This is a genomic window from Polaribacter sp. WD7 (assembly GCF_003335085.1).
Lineage (GTDB): Bacteria > Bacteroidota > Bacteroidia > Flavobacteriales > Flavobacteriaceae > Polaribacter.
Map to the genome: position 1 here is coordinate 587,292 of NZ_QPEJ01000018.1, position 16,180 is coordinate 603,471.

Annotated in this window: 17 protein-coding genes and 1 tRNA gene; 16 read left to right on the forward strand and 2 right to left on the reverse strand. The window is 28.5% G+C overall.

Going from position 1 to position 16,180, the window contains the following annotated elements; all coding sequences use genetic code 11:
- Nucleotides 1-27: 27 nt before the first annotated feature.
- Nucleotides 28-261 (reverse strand): hypothetical protein, encoded by a 234-nt coding sequence (locus DUT90_RS11920; protein ID WP_114427676.1) that lies wholly within the window; start codon nucleotides 259-261, stop codon nucleotides 28-30.
- A gap of 127 nt (nucleotides 262-388) precedes the next feature.
- On the opposite strand from DUT90_RS11920, the gene DUT90_RS11925 reads away from it, so the two are divergent.
- The 16 genes from DUT90_RS11925 to DUT90_RS11995 all read left to right on the forward strand — a co-directional run bounded on the left by DUT90_RS11925 (nucleotide 389) and on the right by DUT90_RS11995 (nucleotide 15,971).
- Nucleotides 389-1,468 carry a diphosphomevalonate/mevalonate 3,5-bisphosphate decarboxylase family protein gene (locus DUT90_RS11925; protein WP_114427405.1) on the forward strand — a complete coding sequence of 360 codons (1,080 nt, stop codon included), beginning with the start codon at nucleotides 389-391 and terminating at the stop codon, nucleotides 1,466-1,468.
- Nucleotides 1,469-1,488: 20 nt separating this feature from the next.
- The gene (locus tag DUT90_RS11930; RefSeq protein ID WP_147266218.1) at nucleotides 1,489-1,893 is read left to right on the forward strand and encodes a toxin-antitoxin system YwqK family antitoxin; all 405 of its coding nucleotides are present in this window, start codon (nucleotides 1,489-1,491) and stop codon (nucleotides 1,891-1,893) included.
- Between the two features lie 53 nt (nucleotides 1,894-1,946).
- Nucleotides 1,947-2,873: a mevalonate kinase gene (locus DUT90_RS11935; protein ID WP_114427407.1), complete on the forward strand. Its 927-nt coding sequence runs from the start codon at nucleotides 1,947-1,949 to the stop codon at nucleotides 2,871-2,873.
- A 4-nt stretch (nucleotides 2,874-2,877) separates the two neighbouring features.
- On the forward strand, nucleotides 2,878-3,795 hold the full coding sequence (locus tag DUT90_RS11940) for a geranylgeranylglycerol-phosphate geranylgeranyltransferase (RefSeq protein WP_114427408.1): 918 nt from the start codon (nucleotides 2,878-2,880) through the stop codon (nucleotides 3,793-3,795).
- A gap of 36 nt (nucleotides 3,796-3,831) precedes the next feature.
- On the forward strand, nucleotides 3,832-4,665 hold the full coding sequence (locus DUT90_RS11945; RefSeq protein WP_114427409.1) for a pseudouridine synthase: 834 nt from the start codon (nucleotides 3,832-3,834) through the stop codon (nucleotides 4,663-4,665).
- A gap of 287 nt (nucleotides 4,666-4,952) precedes the next feature.
- A complete protein-coding gene (locus DUT90_RS11950) occupies nucleotides 4,953-6,257 on the forward strand; it encodes a site-specific integrase (RefSeq protein ID WP_114427410.1) in 1,305 nt (434 codons plus the stop codon).
- A gap of 69 nt (nucleotides 6,258-6,326) precedes the next feature.
- A complete protein-coding gene (locus DUT90_RS11955; RefSeq protein ID WP_114427411.1) occupies nucleotides 6,327-7,079 on the forward strand; it encodes a hypothetical protein in 753 nt (250 codons plus the stop codon).
- Nucleotides 7,080-7,167: 88 nt separating this feature from the next.
- Nucleotides 7,168-7,464 carry a helix-turn-helix domain-containing protein gene (locus DUT90_RS11960; protein ID WP_114427412.1) on the forward strand — a complete coding sequence of 99 codons (297 nt, stop codon included), beginning with the start codon at nucleotides 7,168-7,170 and terminating at the stop codon, nucleotides 7,462-7,464.
- Nucleotide 7,465: 1 nt separating this feature from the next.
- Nucleotides 7,466-7,750, forward strand: a complete 285-nt coding sequence (locus DUT90_RS11965) for a helix-turn-helix domain-containing protein (RefSeq protein WP_114427413.1) — start codon at nucleotides 7,466-7,468, stop codon at nucleotides 7,748-7,750.
- A gap of 47 nt (nucleotides 7,751-7,797) precedes the next feature.
- Nucleotides 7,798-8,508: a hypothetical protein gene (locus DUT90_RS11970; RefSeq protein ID WP_181858197.1), complete on the forward strand. Its 711-nt coding sequence runs from the start codon at nucleotides 7,798-7,800 to the stop codon at nucleotides 8,506-8,508.
- A gap of 140 nt (nucleotides 8,509-8,648) precedes the next feature.
- Nucleotides 8,649-11,777 carry an Eco57I restriction-modification methylase domain-containing protein gene (locus tag DUT90_RS11975; protein ID WP_114427415.1) on the forward strand — a complete coding sequence of 1,043 codons (3,129 nt, stop codon included), beginning with the start codon at nucleotides 8,649-8,651 and terminating at the stop codon, nucleotides 11,775-11,777.
- Between the two features lie 2 nt (nucleotides 11,778-11,779).
- The gene (locus tag DUT90_RS11980; RefSeq protein ID WP_114427416.1) at nucleotides 11,780-12,862 is read left to right on the forward strand and encodes a hypothetical protein; all 1,083 of its coding nucleotides are present in this window, start codon (nucleotides 11,780-11,782) and stop codon (nucleotides 12,860-12,862) included.
- Nucleotides 12,859-13,509, forward strand: coding sequence for a hypothetical protein (locus tag DUT90_RS11985; protein ID WP_114427417.1), 651 nt, complete (start codon nucleotides 12,859-12,861; stop codon nucleotides 13,507-13,509). The genes DUT90_RS11980 and DUT90_RS11985 overlap by 4 nt, the downstream gene beginning before the upstream one ends.
- 175 nt (nucleotides 13,510-13,684) lie before the next feature.
- Nucleotides 13,685-13,858 (forward strand): hypothetical protein, encoded by a 174-nt coding sequence (locus DUT90_RS13410; RefSeq protein ID WP_181858198.1) that lies wholly within the window; start codon nucleotides 13,685-13,687, stop codon nucleotides 13,856-13,858.
- Between the two features lie 3 nt (nucleotides 13,859-13,861).
- A complete protein-coding gene (locus DUT90_RS11990; protein ID WP_114427418.1) occupies nucleotides 13,862-14,467 on the forward strand; it encodes a hypothetical protein in 606 nt (201 codons plus the stop codon).
- A gap of 862 nt (nucleotides 14,468-15,329) precedes the next feature.
- Nucleotides 15,330-15,971 carry a DUF6266 family protein gene (locus DUT90_RS11995; RefSeq protein WP_114427419.1) on the forward strand — a complete coding sequence of 214 codons (642 nt, stop codon included), beginning with the start codon at nucleotides 15,330-15,332 and terminating at the stop codon, nucleotides 15,969-15,971.
- Nucleotides 15,972-16,095: 124 nt separating this feature from the next.
- On the opposite strand, the gene DUT90_RS12000 is transcribed toward DUT90_RS11995, so the two are convergent.
- Nucleotides 16,096-16,168: transfer RNA gene (locus DUT90_RS12000), tRNA-Phe, on the reverse strand.
- Nucleotides 16,169-16,180 lie beyond the last annotated feature (12 nt).

A 16,180-nucleotide genomic window follows, 5' to 3' on the forward strand; every position in this document is an offset into this window, starting at 1 on the left:
TTTGATTAATATTTTTAAGAAAACAGATTAAATAACCTCCCCTCTTTGGGGTTTCAGAGCGTTTCTATACGTTTTCATATCGTTTTCATCAACCGTAATAAAAGCAGAACACAACATCGGGTTTTTTTCATGAATATCAATATCATAAAAATTCAAATTTTCTAGAATAGCAAACTCTTTAAGATGAACGGTATGATGTTTAGCTGTTTCTTTAGCGTCTGGACCTCTAAAATCCCATATTAATTTTATTTTTCTACACATTTTAAGGTATTTTTTAACACTGAAAAGTCGTGTTTTATTTATAAGAACAGAGAATGCAAAAATACCTAAAAAAAGGCAAGTCAATTTTAGGGTAAATAGTTTTATCTTTGATGCAAATTTTTACAATTTGAATACATCAGAATTTATTGCTAAATCAATCGAAAATGTCGTAGAAAAAGCAAGTTATACTTGGCAAACACCAAGTAATATTGCATTGGTAAAATATTGGGGAAAGAGCAATCCTCAAATCCCAAAAAACGCTTCAATTAGTTTTACCTTAAATAACTGTCATACCATAACTACAATTGATTTTTCCAAAAAAGAAAAATCAGAAAGTGTAGATTTTGATTTGTTTTTTGAAGGGAAACAAAAAGCTGAGTTTAAACCCAAAATTGCAGATTTTTTTAAGAGAATACAAGAATATTGCCCCTATATTTTAGACTATACAATGACAATACATTCTCAAAATTCTTTTCCGCATTCAAGCGGAATTGCTTCGTCTGCAAGTGGTTTAAGTGCTATAGCAATGTGTTTGATGAGTTTAGAAAAAGAAATAAACCCAAATTTAGCGGAAGAATTTATCAATAAAAAAGCATCTTTTTTGGCAAGATTAGGTTCTGGATCTGCAAGTAGAAGTGTAGAAGGGCCTTTGGTGGTTTGGGGTACACACCCAGAAATAGAAGGTAGTTCAGATTTGTTTGGGGTAAAGTTTCCGTTAAAAGTACATTCAATTTTTAAAAATTATCAAGACATCATTTTATTGGTAGATAAAGGTGAAAAGCAAGTTTCTAGTACAGTAGGGCATAATTTAATGCACAATCATCCCTATGCAGAAAATCGATTTTTTCAAGCAAATGAGAATTTAACTAAAATGGCTACTATTTTACAAGGAGGAGATATTAAAGAATTTATCAATTTAGTAGAAAGTGAAGCGTTAACCTTGCATGCAATGATGCTAACTAGCAATCCTTATTTTATTTTGATGAAACCCAATACACTTAAAGTGATACAAAAAATTTGGAATTATAGAGAAGAAAACAACAGTAATATTTGTTTTACTTTGGATGCCGGGGCTAACGTTCATGTTTTGTTTCCTGAACACGAAAAAGAAGCTGTAAATGAGTTTGTTAAAAATGAATTGGCTGTATACTGTCAGAAAAACCAGTATATTTGTGATAACGTAGGTTTAGGAGCAAAAGAAATCTAAATTCTTAGTTTATAATAGCAATGCAGAAAGCAATAATTACAACTTTACTTACCTTGGTTTTCTTTTCAATGAAAACCATAGCTCAAGAAACCATATATTTTAATGCTGATTGGAAAAAAACGTCCAAAGTAAATGCACTGTATTACAGGCCATTGCCTAAGCAAAAAACAAAAGGCAAGTGGGTAGTAGATTACTTTATTTCTGGTGAAAAAGCACAAGAAGTTTATTATGTAAACGGAAAAAAAGACGGTATGTACTCGCTTTTTTACAAAACAGGAGAACTTAAAACTACCGGAAAATACGTTAATGGAAAAAAAGAAGGTATTTGGAAAACCTTTTCTAAACATGGTAAAATAAAAGAAAAAGGTAAATATCAAAACGGAGAAAAGGTTGGGATTTGGAAGACTTTTTATAAAAATATATGATAAGATTTTCTTAACAATAAAATTCGTATTTTTGTATTTATATTGTATCAACTATGAAAGGTCCACTTTTTTACGCTAAAATTCTTCTTTTCGGAGAGTACGGAATTATAAAAGATTCTAAAGGATTGGCTATCCCTTTTAACGCCTACAGAGGTGCACTTAAAACCTCACAAAAATTAGTTGGAAAAGCTAAAGAATCTAATCAAAATTTAAAAAAATATTACAACTACCTTAAAGGTTTAGATAAGGACTTAGTTTCTTTTAATGTAAATGAGTTAGAAGAAGATGTCAAAAACGGAATGTATTTTGACTCTTCTATTCCTCAAGGATATGGAGTAGGTAGTTCTGGGGCATTGGTAGCCTCTATTTATGATAAATATGCTTATAATAAAATTACGGTATTAGAAAACTTAACTAGAGAAAAACTACTAAAATTAAAAAATGTCTTTGCCGCTATGGAATCTTTTTTTCATGGCAAAAGTTCAGGTCTAGATCCTTTAAATAGTTACTTGAGTTTACCAATACTAATCAATTCTAAAGAAAATATAGAGCCTACAGGAATCCCTTCTCAAAAGGAAGGAAAAGGAGCTGTTTTTCTGCTAGATTCTCAACAAATTGGTGAAACAGAACCTATGGTAAACATCTTTATGAACAAGATGAAAAATGAAGGTTTTAGAAAAATGATTAGTGAAGACTTTGCCAAAACTACAGATGCTTGCATAGAAGATTTTTTACACGGCAATGTAAAATCTTTATTTGGCAACGTAAAGTCGCTTTCTAAATTGGTCTTAAAAAACTTTAAACCAATGATTCCTGATGCATTTCATAAAGTTTGGGAAAACGGAATTAAAACAAATGACTATTATTTAAAATTGTGTGGTTCTGGAGGCGGTGGTTACATTTTAGGATTCACAGAAGACTATGAAAAAGCACAAGAAAGTTTAAAAAACTACAAATTAGAGTTGGTATACAGATTTTAGTCTTATGCCTAGTTTTAAATCTAAGAAAAACATTGTTACTTTTTTAAGCTTAATTTCTACCATTAGGGGGTACAATATCTTTGTACTTGTTTTTGCACAGTATTTGGCTTCTATTTTTATTTTCTCTCCCAAAAAAACCTTAAGAGATACTGTTTTAGATTTACATTTATTATATGTAGTAATAGCTACCGTATGTGTTGTGGCAGCGGGTTACATCATCAACAGTTTTTATGATGTTAAGTTAGACAAGATAAATAGACCTTTAAAAGTTGGTTTAGAGAATTACGTAAAACAGTCTACCAAACTAAATCTTTATTTTGCTTTAAACTTTCTAGGTTTTGTTTTTGGTTGGTTGGTTTCTTGGCGGGCAGCACTTTTTTTTGCAGTATATATTTTTGCTATATGGTTTTATTCTCATAAACTCAAAAAATTTCCTTTAACAGGTTTAATATCAGCAACAATACTTACTATTTTGCCTTTTTTTGCCACTTTTATTTACTTTAAAAACTTCTCTAAAATAATTTTTGTGCACGCCATATTCTTGTTTTTAGTGTTGATGATTAGAGAATTAATCAAGGACTTACAAGGTATGAAAGGAGCTATAGTTAATAATTACGAGACTTTTCCAGTAAAATATGGAGAGAAAAAAGCAAAACAATTGTCAGTTTTTTTATTAATTTCTACTTTTTTTCCTATTATAATATTATTTACTTATCCAGAGTTAAGCTATATGAAATATTATTTTTATTTGGCAATGTTAACCTTAGTTTTAGTGGGTGTCTTGTTGTGGAAATCTAAAGAAACAAAACAATACCTTAGACTTCATAATGTATTAAAGTTGTTATTGTTAGTCGGTGTTTTTTCTTTGGTTTTTATAGATACTAGCTTGATTATAGAAAAAGTGATGGATCGTTTAAATTAAGCTTTTTTATACCTACTTTTGCAGAAATTTTAAGTAATGAAATCAAATAAAAACTCGTCGAGAGGACGACAAGAAGGAAAAAAAAGTACACCTCTTAGTAGAAAAAACTTCAAGAAAGACTTTAAAAAAATAAAGTCAACTCCAAAATCTGATGAATCGTTAGGGATACGATTAAACAAATACATCGCCAATTCAGGAATTTGCTCGCGTAGAGAAGCAGATACTTATATAGAGCATGGTAGTGTTCAAGTAAACGGTAAATTGGTAACAGAAATGGGGTACAAAGTGCAACCAAATGATGTTGTCAAGTTTGACGGAACTTCAATTTCTCCAGAACAAAAAAGATATATTCTTTTAAATAAGCCTAAAAACTATATTACTACCATGGATGATGATAGAGGTAGAAAAACAGTAATGGAGTTGGTCTCTAATGCTTCTAAAGAAAGAATTTATCCTGTAGGTAGGTTAGATAGAAATACAACAGGCTTACTGTTGTTTACTAACGATGGAGATTTAGCTAAAAAATTGACGCATCCAAAACATAACGTTCGTAAACTCTATCATGCCTCTTTGGATAGAAAATTAGATCTAAAAGATTTAGAAAAATTAAGAGGAGAAGTTATTATTGAAGGAAAAAAAGTGTTTATAGACGCAGTTTCATATATTGATGGAGAGTCAAAATCAGAAATAGGTATAGAAATTCACTCTGGTAGAAATAGAATCGTTCGTAAAATATTTGAACATGTTGGGTATAAGGTTGTAAAACTAGATAGAGTTATTTTTGCTGAATTAACTAAAAAAAATTTACCAAGAGGAAGATGGAGAGCATTAACAAACTTGGAAATAGCAAATCTTCAAAATTTAAAATAATAAATAAAAAAATCTAGCTTTTAGCTTTAGCTAGATTTTTTTATTTATTGAATATTTTTAACAAAAAACCCGAACAAAAGTTCGGGTTTTTAAGTGGTACCTCCAGTACTTTTGTTCACTTTGTCAATATATTATAAATTATAATAAAACTTATTGAAACCCTTTATTTATAAGGGTTTTGTTGTTTTTTATTGGTAAGTAAATTATCTACAATTTTATATGAAAAAACTCTTATTAGCACCCTAATTAGCACCCTTTTTTTGTATCTTTATGAAAAATAAAGCGCTATGAATAAAGGAGTTGAGAGAACAAAAGGCACGATTAGATTTGCTTTTAAGGTCTCAAAAACAAAGTTAGAAGAAAATAAAAATCTACAAAGTATTATATTTCTATTCTTCAGTTACGGTAAAAATCGATTTAAATACTCTACAGGCTACAAAGCTAGTTTCAACAATTGGGATTTCAAAAAACAACGCATTAGAAACAAAGTAGGTATTGAAGATAAAGACAAGATTAATGAAGATTTAAGCGAGTTAGAGAGTTATTTAAACAAAGAATACTCTAATCTTTTAAAAGAGTCTAAAAACGTTTCTAATGAGCTATTAAAATACAAATTAGATGTCTTTTTAAGTAAAATTATACCCAATCAAGAAATTGATACAAACCTTTCTTTTTTCGATGTCATTGATAAATATATTGAAAACAAAGAAGGCAATATTTCTATCATAACCATAAGGTCTTACAAGCAAACTAAAAAGAGGTTGCAAGAATATGAAAAGCACTTCAATAAAAAATTGATGTTCGATTATATAGATATGCGTTTCTATAATGAATTCAATACGTTCATGGAAAGTAAAAAATATGCTTTAAATACAATAGGAAAGCATATAAAGAACTTTAAAACCTTTCTAAATTATGCGCTTTCAGAAGGCTACACTAAGAATCAGAAATTTAAAAGCAATGATTTTAAAGTATTAAAAGAAATTACAACAGAAATCTATTTATCAGATGCAGAAATACAAGAAATGTTTGATAAAGATTTATCTAAATTTCCAGAAGTAGAATTAGCAAGAGATGTTTTTTTAATGGGTTGTTACACAGGGCAAAGAATCAGTGATTATAATGGTTTGTCTGAAAATGACGTCATTGAAATAGATGGCTATAAATACTTTGAAATTAAGCAAAAGAAAAATAAAAAGTTTCATAGAACTGTACATTGTCCTATTACAAAAGAGATGCAAGAAATTATGGAGTTAAGACATAATAGCAACCCTCCAAAAAGGATAGCAGAAGCCATTTTAAACGACTATATAAAACAAGTAGGGCAAATGCTTGAATGGAATACATTAGTTAAATGTGAGTACACAAAAGGCGGAATAGAATATTCAGAAATGATTCCAAAATACGACTTAATAAAGAGTCATACAGCTCGCAGAAGTTTTTGCACTAATAAATACAAAGCTGGTATGAGTGTTTTTGATATTATGTTGTTTTCTGGGCACACTACAGAGAAAGAATTCTATAAATACATTCGTATCAAAGACAAAGAAAGAGCAGCTCATATTGTGAAGTCAGGCTTTTTTAATGTTTAGTTAAAATAGTTTTTAGTAAGAGAGTCAATTCTACTATATTTAAGCAATCATAAAAAAATTGCAAAAATAATGGGAGAACTACAAACAGAGCAACTAGATAAATTTCATCATAAATCAGCTTTAGATGCTCATGAAATGAATAATAATTATTTTAAAAATTATGTAGAACGTAATCTTTTTAGTTCGTTAAAAAACCTCGATAAAGAAATAAATCATAATTTATTAATTTTAGATGAAAGAAGATTAAAAATTTATTTTAAACATATTATTAGTATTCTTCAAAGTTCTCAATTTTTAAAATTTGAGGACTCAAAAATGAATCACTATTTTAATAAATATAATCTTGACAAGGATAATGTGCTTAATATTAATGACAAAGAATATATTTCACTATTAAATCATATAGCAACTCGCACAGATTTATTTACAAGTGAAGGAGCTGAATTATATCAAGAGTCAGTTAAAGCCAAAAATATTCTTTATAGATATGTAGCTAAATATGAAATCTTATTTTTTATTGAAAGAGTAAAGGAAATGGAATCAGAACATTTAAATATAGATACAAATAACAAGTCTAAATCAAAACAAAATCAACTTTCAGCAAATCAGATAGTGATACTACTAGACAGACTAGGCTTTTTAGCTCATCCAGATTTAGAAGACCTAAGTAGGTCTAAACAAGCAGAATTGATAAGTTTAATAACAGGTCTAAACAAAAAGAATTTTGAAAAATACATTGATAAGCTAGAAGCCTCAAAACCAACTGAAAACTATCAAAAAGATATCAATAAAATCGATAAACTTTTAGACGATTTAACATAGCGTGGAGTAACCTCTGGAGTTACTCCAGCACTAAAAAATGTAATGTTCTACTATACCTTTGTCCTCGTAATTATTAAACAAATAAGCGATGACAGAGAACAACATTACACAAGTACACGGTACAACACCAAAACAATTAAGAGAAAACATTTTAAAAGATGTTAGAACAGAACTAAAAGAAATAGTTCTAAACTTTCAACCCAAAAAGCTACCCGAATATTTGACAAGAAAAGAAGTTGCTAAAATCTTAAAAGTATCATTAGTTACCCTTTCAGATTGGAATAAAAAAGGAGTGCTAAAACCTTACAGATTAGGAAATCTTATCAGATACAAAAGAGCAGAATTAGACCAGGCATTAATTAGTATTAACTCTAAAAAAAGATAAGATGAGCAATTTTCAACACCCATTTAACGATTCATTAAAAAAAATATCTATTAGATTAGAATATTTAATTAAACAAAATGAATTCAAAAATAAGCTAAGTCCAGAATATGTTTTGTTAGACAATGCAGACATTTTACAACTCTTTAAAATTTCACCTAAAACAGCAAGTAATTGGAGAGAAGAACAGATACTTCCTTATTCTCAAATAAAAGGTAAAATCTATTATAAGCTATCTGATATGCACAAAGTAATTGACAAACATTACAATTCAAATAAAAAAAAATAGTCGGAATTAATAGGGTTAATATTCCATTAGAAATGTGCAATTGGGTATTGCAAAACAATCAAGAAAACCCTTTTCAATTATTTGTCTATCTAAAATTAACATATCCATCAGGTAAAATTCAATGGAATGGTTTAGATAAAGAATATGCAAGTTTTTTCTTATGTAAAACCACTAAAACAATAACAAATAATTTTAAGAAATTAATTGAATTAGAATGGTTGTATTATGATGAACAATTTAAATATTACAGGTTAGAAGCCATAGATACATTAAGAGATGAAAGAGATTGGGTAAAAAGAAGAGCCTATCCATTTGGTTATAAAGACATCAATAATATAAGAGCAACGTTAGGAGCAGTATTATACACGCAACTATACAAATCTTATTGTGGGAAACATTTTAAAAAACACAAAAGCAACGTGCTAAAAAGTGAGAGCGCCAATAAGTCTTTTGTGGTTTCCTATGATGTTAAAAAATATGCTGAAATATCTGTAAATGGTATAGTAGCTATTTTTAAACTCTCGAAATGCAAAGCATCAAGAATTAAAAATTTGGCAGTAAAACACAAGTTGATAGAAGTTAAAAAAAATTATGAAAAACTAAAGCCTAATGAGTTAGATGTTGCTAAAAAAGGTGCAAAATATAGAGATGAAAATCAAAACATCATATTTAAGAACGGAAACTACTATTTACAACATATTGATAAAATTTACTCTGATTTATACTTTAAAAAAAGGAAAAAATTAGAAACATTATAAGTGAGTATATAGTATACAATTACTACTTCTTTTATTATTAATAAATAAACAATACACAAAGAGCTGATTAAAAGAAAAAGAAGAATAGAAAATCAATTAATATTTATACTTTTATAATTCTATAAATTGCTTATTAGAATATGTCATTATATCAAACTTCAGTATTAAAAAATTATATCAATTTACAAGAAGATGCTGTTATTGAAAAAGCCTATAAAAAGTATGTCAAGTATTTTTTAAATCCTACCATTCAAGAAAATATACGTAGTTCTAAAGAAGAAGAATATCAAGGTATATTTTTAACAGAACTATTTGTAAATATTTTAGGCTATACATTAAAACCAAAAGCAGATTTTAATTTAGTTGCAGAATATAAAAATCAAACCAATTCTAGAAAAGCAGATGGAGCAATATTACATAACGATATTGCTATTGGAGTTATAGAATTAAAAGGAACAAATACCAAAGATTTAGAAAGTATACGTAAACAAGCATTCGATTATAAAGCCAACCAAAAAGGATGTGTCTATGTAATTACGTCTAATTTCGAGAAGTTACGCTTCTATATAAATGATGCTACAGAGTTTGAAGAATTCAATTTATTCGAACTCACTGCAGCACGTTTTCAACTCTTCTATTTATGTTTACAGAAAGACAATATTATAAACAATGTTCCTTTAAAAATTAAAGAAGCATCTATAGTACAAGAAGAAAAAATAACCAAAGAGTTTTATAAAGACTACTCACTCTTTAAAAGAGAATTGTATAGAGATTTAGTAAAACAGAATGCTAAGAGATTAAAAAGTTCTAATGTCATTTCGAGCGCAGTCGAGAAATCTCAAGAACAACTTCAACTCGAAAAAAACGTAAAACTCACTTTATTTAAAAAATCACAAAAATTAATAGATCGTTTCTTATTTATATTCTTTGCTGAAGATAGAGCTTTATTACCTGCAAATAGTACAGAGCTTATTTTAGAAAAGTGGAAAGCAGACAACGATTTTGGTGATGAAAGACCATTGTACAACCTTTTTAAACAATACTTTCATTTTTTAGACCAAGGTAGACAAGGAACAAAAAGCAGAGGCGAAATATATGCGTATAATGGTGGTTTGTTTAAAGAAGATACTTTATTAGATGGTTTAGAAATTGATAACGAATTACTGTACAAACACACGCACAAATTAGCAGCATATGATTTTGAAAGTCAGGTAGATGTTAATATTCTAGGACACATTTTCGAAAACTCTTTAAATGAAATTGAAAGCGTAAATGCAGAAATTGAAGGTGCTAATTTTGACAAACAAAAAAGCAAACGCAAAAAAGACGGAGTATTCTACACCCCAAAATACATTACCAAATACATTGTAGAAAATACTATTGGTAAATTATGTGAAGAAAAGAAAGTAGCATTAGGTATTAAAGAAGAAGAATATTTTAAAGGACGTAAAAACCGAAATAAATCCACCATAACCAAGTTAGTTGGTTTGTTAGATGAATATAGAGATTGGCTCTTACAATTAACCATTTGCGACCCTGCTTGTGGTTCTGGTGCATTTTTAAACCAAGCGTTAAACTTTTTAATTGCAGAACACACCTATATAGACGAACTAAAAACAAAAGTTTTAGGTGGTGGATTACAATTCTCAGATATTGAAAACACCATATTAGAAAACAATATTTTTGGGGTAGATTTAAACGAAGAATCTGTAGAAATTGCCAAACTATCTTTATGGTTAAGAACTGCACAACCACGTAGAAAATTAAACGATTTAAGCAGCAATATAAAATGTGGTAATTCTTTAATTGATAGCAAAACTGTTGCTGGTGAAAAAGCCTTTCATTGGGAAACTCAATTTCCACAAGTATTTGAAAAAGGTGGTTTTGATGTAGTTATTGGGAATCCGCCTTATGGAGCTGAATTAAGTGGTAAAAAATGGTTGAAAAATAGATTTAAAGAATCAAGTTTTGGCAATATAGACTCTTATAAATATTTTATTCAATTAGGTTCTGAATTACTAAAGGGTAAAGGAGTATTGAGTTATATAATGCCTGACTCTTATTTAGAAAAAGAATACTTCAAAGACATAAGAGTTTTTACTTCTAAATTTTTTAAATCTATAACTAACATTAAATTAGGTGATGATGTTTTTGAAGAGGTTAATTTGCCAACAGCAATCATTGTGTTAGATTGTAAAGGAGAAATCGCTTCTACATATAAATATTTAGATTTATCACACTCTAGTAAGAGTGAAAAATCAGATTTACTTTTTAATCAAAATAAATATATTACACAAGCACCCCAAGTTGAGAAGACTTTTGTAGTTATTAAAAGTATTATAAAAAAAGATAACACTATAGCTTTAATTGAAGTTTACGAGCAAGTTATGGGTGTTAAAGTTTATCAAAAAGGAAAGGGTAAACCAAAACAAACTTTATTCGAAAAAGATAATGATGTTTTTGTTTCAAAAATAAAAAGTGAAGAATTTAAATATCCTTATATCTCTCAAGGTATTAATAGGTATTTTTATCAAAGTCAAAATGAATTTATTTCATATGGTGAATGGTTGGCAGAACCAAGGAAAAAACAATATTTTACTAATCCTAAAATTGTAGTTAGAGAAATAATTAATCCAAGAATTTTTGCAACATATATCGAAGAAAACGCAGTTGTTAAAAATATTGCAGCTGTTTTAATTGAGAAGGATAAAAAATATCCATTAAAATTTCTATTAGGTTTACTTAATTCAAAATTATTAACTTATTATGTCAATGAACAATCACCGAAAAGTAATAATAAAAGTTATCCTAGTTTTAATTCTCGTTTATTAAAAGAGATACCAATCCCAATTTGTGATGACAACCCAAAAAATAGAATTATTTCTAATGCAGATATAATGTCTTTAAAAGTTTCTGAAAAAATAAAATTTAGAGATAAATTCATTAAATATATTAAACAAAAATTCCAACTTGAAAAACTATCCAAAAAACTACAAAATTGGCACGAATTAGAATTTGGAGACTTTATAAAAGAGCTAAATAAAGCCATTAAACTAAGCAATAAGCAACGTTTAAAAGACAACTTACAAGAAGTACCAACGCTAACAAAAAAAGACGAGTTTGAGTGGTTAGACCTCTTTGAAGAAAACAAACAAAAAGCACAAGAACTACAAACCCAAATAAACCAAACAGATGCAGCAATAGACGCTATGGTCTATGAGTTGTATGGGTTAACAGATGAAGAAATTGCAATTGTTGAGAATAGTTAGTTATGGATAAATTTAAAGCTACTTATACAGATGTTACAGATTGGGATGTTATTGTGTATCAAAATACTACTGGTAGCAGGAGTAAAAAAATAATTAGAGAACCAGAAACAGAAGATGAATATTTTTTTAAAGGTTCTAAAGAATTAGCTGATGGAGAAATTAGATATCCAAGTGAGTTTTGGTCAGAAATTGTGTCATCTAAAATAGGGCAATATTTAAAATTTAATATCCTAGATTATAATATTGGTTATAATAAAGATGGTACCCAAAAAATTGGTTGTCTTTCTAAATCTATGGTCTTAAATTCTAAAAATAAACTTACTGAAGGAAAAGTTTATTTAACAGGGTATAAATCTTCTTACAATCCAGAAAAAGATAAGAAAGAATATACTTTTCAGTTTATTAGAGATACTTTATCTTTCTTTAACTACAGTAATTACATTAAGAACTTATTAGAAATTATAGTTTTTGATGCTTTAATTGGTAATTCTGATAGACATCAAGAAAACTGGGGTATTATAACTAACTTTGAGCAAACTATTGAAGATTTTAACGAAAAAATAAGAAATACTAATGATAGGTGGTATAAAAATTGGGGTTTAAAATTAGGGAGATTGTTAACAATTATTCAGTCAGAAAAGTTTAAAAGAAATACTAAAAAATTTAAAAAAACAGATTTGTTAATTGAATCTGATATTGTAAAAAATTATTTTTCACCAATATATGATAGTGGTTGTTGTTTAGGTCGTGAATATAATCTTGAAAAAGTAGGAAAAATGATAACTGATAATCAAATGATTGCCAAATATCTAAAAAATGGAACTTCTGAAATTCATTGGCTAGGTAAAAAATTAAACCATTTTGATTTAATTAGTCGTTTAAAAGAAGAGTATCCAGAGCAGATAAAAAAACTAATTTATAAGATAGAGGTAAATTTTAATGAGAAAAATATAAATGAGATTATTCAAAATATAGATCAAAATCTACCAATCCAATTAAAAAAACATAAATTACATCCGCTAAGGAAAGAATTAATGATAAAGTTAATAAATTTGCGTTTTAACAAGTTATTAGAATTAAAATGAAATCAATAGGAAATATATATCTTACTTGGCGTAAAGGCAAGGGCGAAAGGAGAATTCCTATTGGCGTAATTAAACGCAACAAAACTTTAGGCACACGTTTTCATTATCTTAAAAAAGGTATAGAAGATGCTAAAAAGTTTGGGTTTTCAATTTATGAGGGTTTTCCAGATACCTCAATGACATATTCAAAAAATGTTATTGAAATATTTGGGCAAAGAATAATGAGGAGTGAAAGAAACGACATTAAAGACTTTTACGATTTTTGGTTGATTGACAAAACACACCTTAACGATGTTTACTATATGCTTGCCCATACTCAAGGAATATTACCCACGGATAATTATGAGTTTTTAGCAGAATTTAATTCCTCAAAAGATTTAAAATTTATTACAGAAATTTCTGGTTTATCAAAATTTAAAATTAGTTCAGAGGTTTTAAAAAAAGGAGATATACTGTCCTATAAAAAAGAGTCTAACAATTCATTTGATAAATACGCTGTTAAAGTTTTTAAAGATGAACTCTGTTTAGGGTATATTAAAATAATACATAATCGTATTTTTCATAGAAGCAATAAAGAATTTAAAATCTCTGTTCAACACCTAGAAAAGAATGGTGTTTTAAATAGAGTCTTTTTGCGTATTGAGTAACATGTTTTGTAACTAATCAAAAATATATACGTCTAATTCATAAAAGTAATTATATAGTTAAGTATAACGTTTACAATATAATAAATGATATAATAGTTGCTTTAAGTAATTTAATTATATATTTTTGTATAAGAAATAAAAGTATTACTTTACATCAGAATAATAATTCATTTAAATGAAAAAAGAACAAACATCTCTTCTTGTTGCTTTGGCAAAAAAATTAAAAAATGAACATTCTTCTAAGGAGTCAGCAATGGCTTCTCTTAATTCAGCTGGTATTGTAACTAAAAATGGAGAAATAACTAAATCTTTTCCAAATTTAGAAAGAGTACTTTCTATTGCTGAATAATAAATGTATAGTTCAAGGTCTAATATCTTAATTGGATTTCACGGCTGCGACGAATCTGCTAGAAATGAGCTTCTTACAAAACCTAAAAAAGTAAAAATAAGTGAAAAACCATTTGATTGGTTAGGTCACGGATTTTATGTTTGGGAGAACAATTATGAAAGAGCCTTAGAATGGGCTAAAGACAAACAAAAAAGAGGAAAAATAAAAAAAGCTTCAGTTATAGGAGTTGTTTTTACGTTAGACTATTGCTTAGATTTAATTGATAGCGAATTCATAAAGATGCTTTCCATTTATTACAAATTAATGGAAAAGGATTTTTCTTCTATTGGTAAAGACTTGCCTAAAAATAAAGATGTAAAAGAAGATGAACATAAAGATCTACTGATTAGAGAATTAGATTGCGCTGTAATACAATACTTACATCAAAAAATAAAAGAAGCAAAAGAAAATGACAAAAACACACCATTAAAAGAGTTCGACTCAGCAAGAGGTGTTTTTACAGAAGGTGGCCCTGCATTTCCTGGTGCTGGTGTTCAGAAAAAAAGTCACATACAAATTTGTATTAGAAATATGGACTGTATCAAAGGTTTCTTTTTACCTAGAAAATAACTTAAATTCTTAAACTACGTATAGGTCAAATATCCCCACAACCCAAAACCCAGTTTATTTTAAAAATGCGTTTATAATTTAAATGGTATTTTTAAAACAAGCCTCTGTCTTTTGTGTTGTTCCGCTTTCCAGCACCTAAGTTTAGCGTTTTACTTTCTAGTGGTACTTGCATTTTAAAGCTTGTCTTTTCGCACACTCAAACACAACTGTAAAAAGCAATCTTTACTATTTTTTTCATAAAACACAAAACTCCCCAAAGCTATATTTACATAATGCGCAGTTATATACACATTCATTTGATTTCTGGTCTATAACGCCATTATGTAAAATAGCCGCTTCTGCCCACGCTTTTTGCAGCCACTTCTGCCCACGCACTAGGTATGTTAATTATTTTAAATAGAATTTAAAAAGAAAAACCCACATCGTGGAGAGGTGGGAAATTGCTATGAAAAAGAAAGTGAGATTTAACTCACTATTGTAAATATACTAAAAATTATAAAAACGCATTTTGTTTTAATATTTCATTCAATCGCCATTAGGCTAACATTTTAAAAGATTGATAAACTCCAAGCTCAAACCAGCCTCTGTTTATCAATCTTTAAAAACGATAAAACACCTCTTTTTCCTTATCTCATTCAACTGCACAAAAATCCTGCTAAATTCATTTAATTTCTTTATCAAAATTCTTTGTTTGTTTCATTTCACTAAGTAAAAAATGGTAAAATAAGACTATTAGAGGTAATGAGAATAAAGAGTGGTAACAATTACGTTTTTTATCAGTATATTAGGTAGTAAGTAGTATTAAAGCCATAATAAAACCGTACCAAGTCCAAAGAAGTATTAATTTTAATTTTATATAGTAATGGGAAAGATATCTCAAGGAATTTTAGGGGGTTTAAGTGGTAAAGTAGGCTCAATTATTGGTGGAAATTGGAAAGGAATTGATTATATTAGAATCAAGCCTTCTAGTGTTGCAAACCCTAGAACACCAGGGCAAGTAAATCAAAGAAACAAGTTTAGTGCGACAATTGAGTTTTTGCAACCAAACAAAGATTTTTTAAATGTAGGTTTTAAAGCTTTTGCGATAAAGAAAACTTCTTTTAATGCTGCAATGTCATATATCTTAGGTAATGCAATCACAGGTACTGCACCAAACTTTAATGTAGATTATTCATTAGCTTTATTGAGTAAAGGGAACTTAACTGCTCCTTTAAATGGTAGTGTAGATTTATCAACAGCTAATCAAGTAACTTTTGATTGGGATGATAATTCATCAGATGGTAATGCAAGTACAACAGATAAATCTATGGTGTTGGCTTACAATCAATCAAAAAAAGAATCAATTTACATTTTAGATGGAGCACAAAGAAGTGTTACTTCTCAGGTATTAATATTACCAACATCATACACAGGGGATACAATACAGCTATTTATGGCATTTGTTTCTGAAGATGGGAAAAAAGTATCAAATAGTGTTTATTTAGGTTCTGGTGCGGTGGCTTAGTAATTAAGAACAAAATAAATATTTTAAACCGTTGCATTAATTTGTAGCGGTTTTTTATTAGCACCCTATTTAGCACCCTAAAAAGAAAAAACCCTATAAACATTACGTTTAAAGGGTTTTTAAGTGGTACCTCCAGGAATCGAACCAGGGACACAAGGATTTTCAGTCCTTTGCTCTACCAACTGAGCTAAGGTACCATTGCCTTAGCG

Bases quoted from the DNA above. Each gene is read 5' to 3' on its own strand.
- DUT90_RS11920 (WP_114427676.1), bottom strand. From the start codon at position 261: ATGTGTAGAAAAATAAAATTAATATGGGATTTTAGAGGTCCAGACGCT.
- DUT90_RS11930 (WP_147266218.1), top strand. From the start codon at position 1,489: ATGCAGAAAGCAATAATTACAACTTTACTTACCTTGGTTTTCTTTTCA.
- DUT90_RS11935 (WP_114427407.1), top strand. From the start codon at position 1,947: ATGAAAGGTCCACTTTTTTACGCTAAAATTCTTCTTTTCGGAGAGTAC.
- DUT90_RS11940 (WP_114427408.1), top strand. From the start codon at position 2,878: ATGCCTAGTTTTAAATCTAAGAAAAACATTGTTACTTTTTTAAGCTTA.
- DUT90_RS11945 (WP_114427409.1), top strand. From the start codon at position 3,832: ATGAAATCAAATAAAAACTCGTCGAGAGGACGACAAGAAGGAAAAAAA.
- DUT90_RS11950 (WP_114427410.1), top strand. From the start codon at position 4,953: ATGAATAAAGGAGTTGAGAGAACAAAAGGCACGATTAGATTTGCTTTT.
- DUT90_RS11955 (WP_114427411.1), top strand. From the start codon at position 6,327: ATGGGAGAACTACAAACAGAGCAACTAGATAAATTTCATCATAAATCA.
- DUT90_RS11960 (WP_114427412.1), top strand. From the start codon at position 7,168: ATGACAGAGAACAACATTACACAAGTACACGGTACAACACCAAAACAA.
- DUT90_RS11965 (WP_114427413.1), top strand. From the start codon at position 7,466: ATGAGCAATTTTCAACACCCATTTAACGATTCATTAAAAAAAATATCT.
- DUT90_RS11975 (WP_114427415.1), top strand. From the start codon at position 8,649: ATGTCATTATATCAAACTTCAGTATTAAAAAATTATATCAATTTACAA.
- DUT90_RS11980 (WP_114427416.1), top strand. From the start codon at position 11,780: ATGGATAAATTTAAAGCTACTTATACAGATGTTACAGATTGGGATGTT.
- DUT90_RS11985 (WP_114427417.1), top strand. From the start codon at position 12,859: ATGAAATCAATAGGAAATATATATCTTACTTGGCGTAAAGGCAAGGGC.
- DUT90_RS13410 (WP_181858198.1), top strand. From the start codon at position 13,685: ATGAAAAAAGAACAAACATCTCTTCTTGTTGCTTTGGCAAAAAAATTA.
- DUT90_RS11990 (WP_114427418.1), top strand. From the start codon at position 13,862: ATGTATAGTTCAAGGTCTAATATCTTAATTGGATTTCACGGCTGCGAC.
- DUT90_RS11995 (WP_114427419.1), top strand. From the start codon at position 15,330: ATGGGAAAGATATCTCAAGGAATTTTAGGGGGTTTAAGTGGTAAAGTA.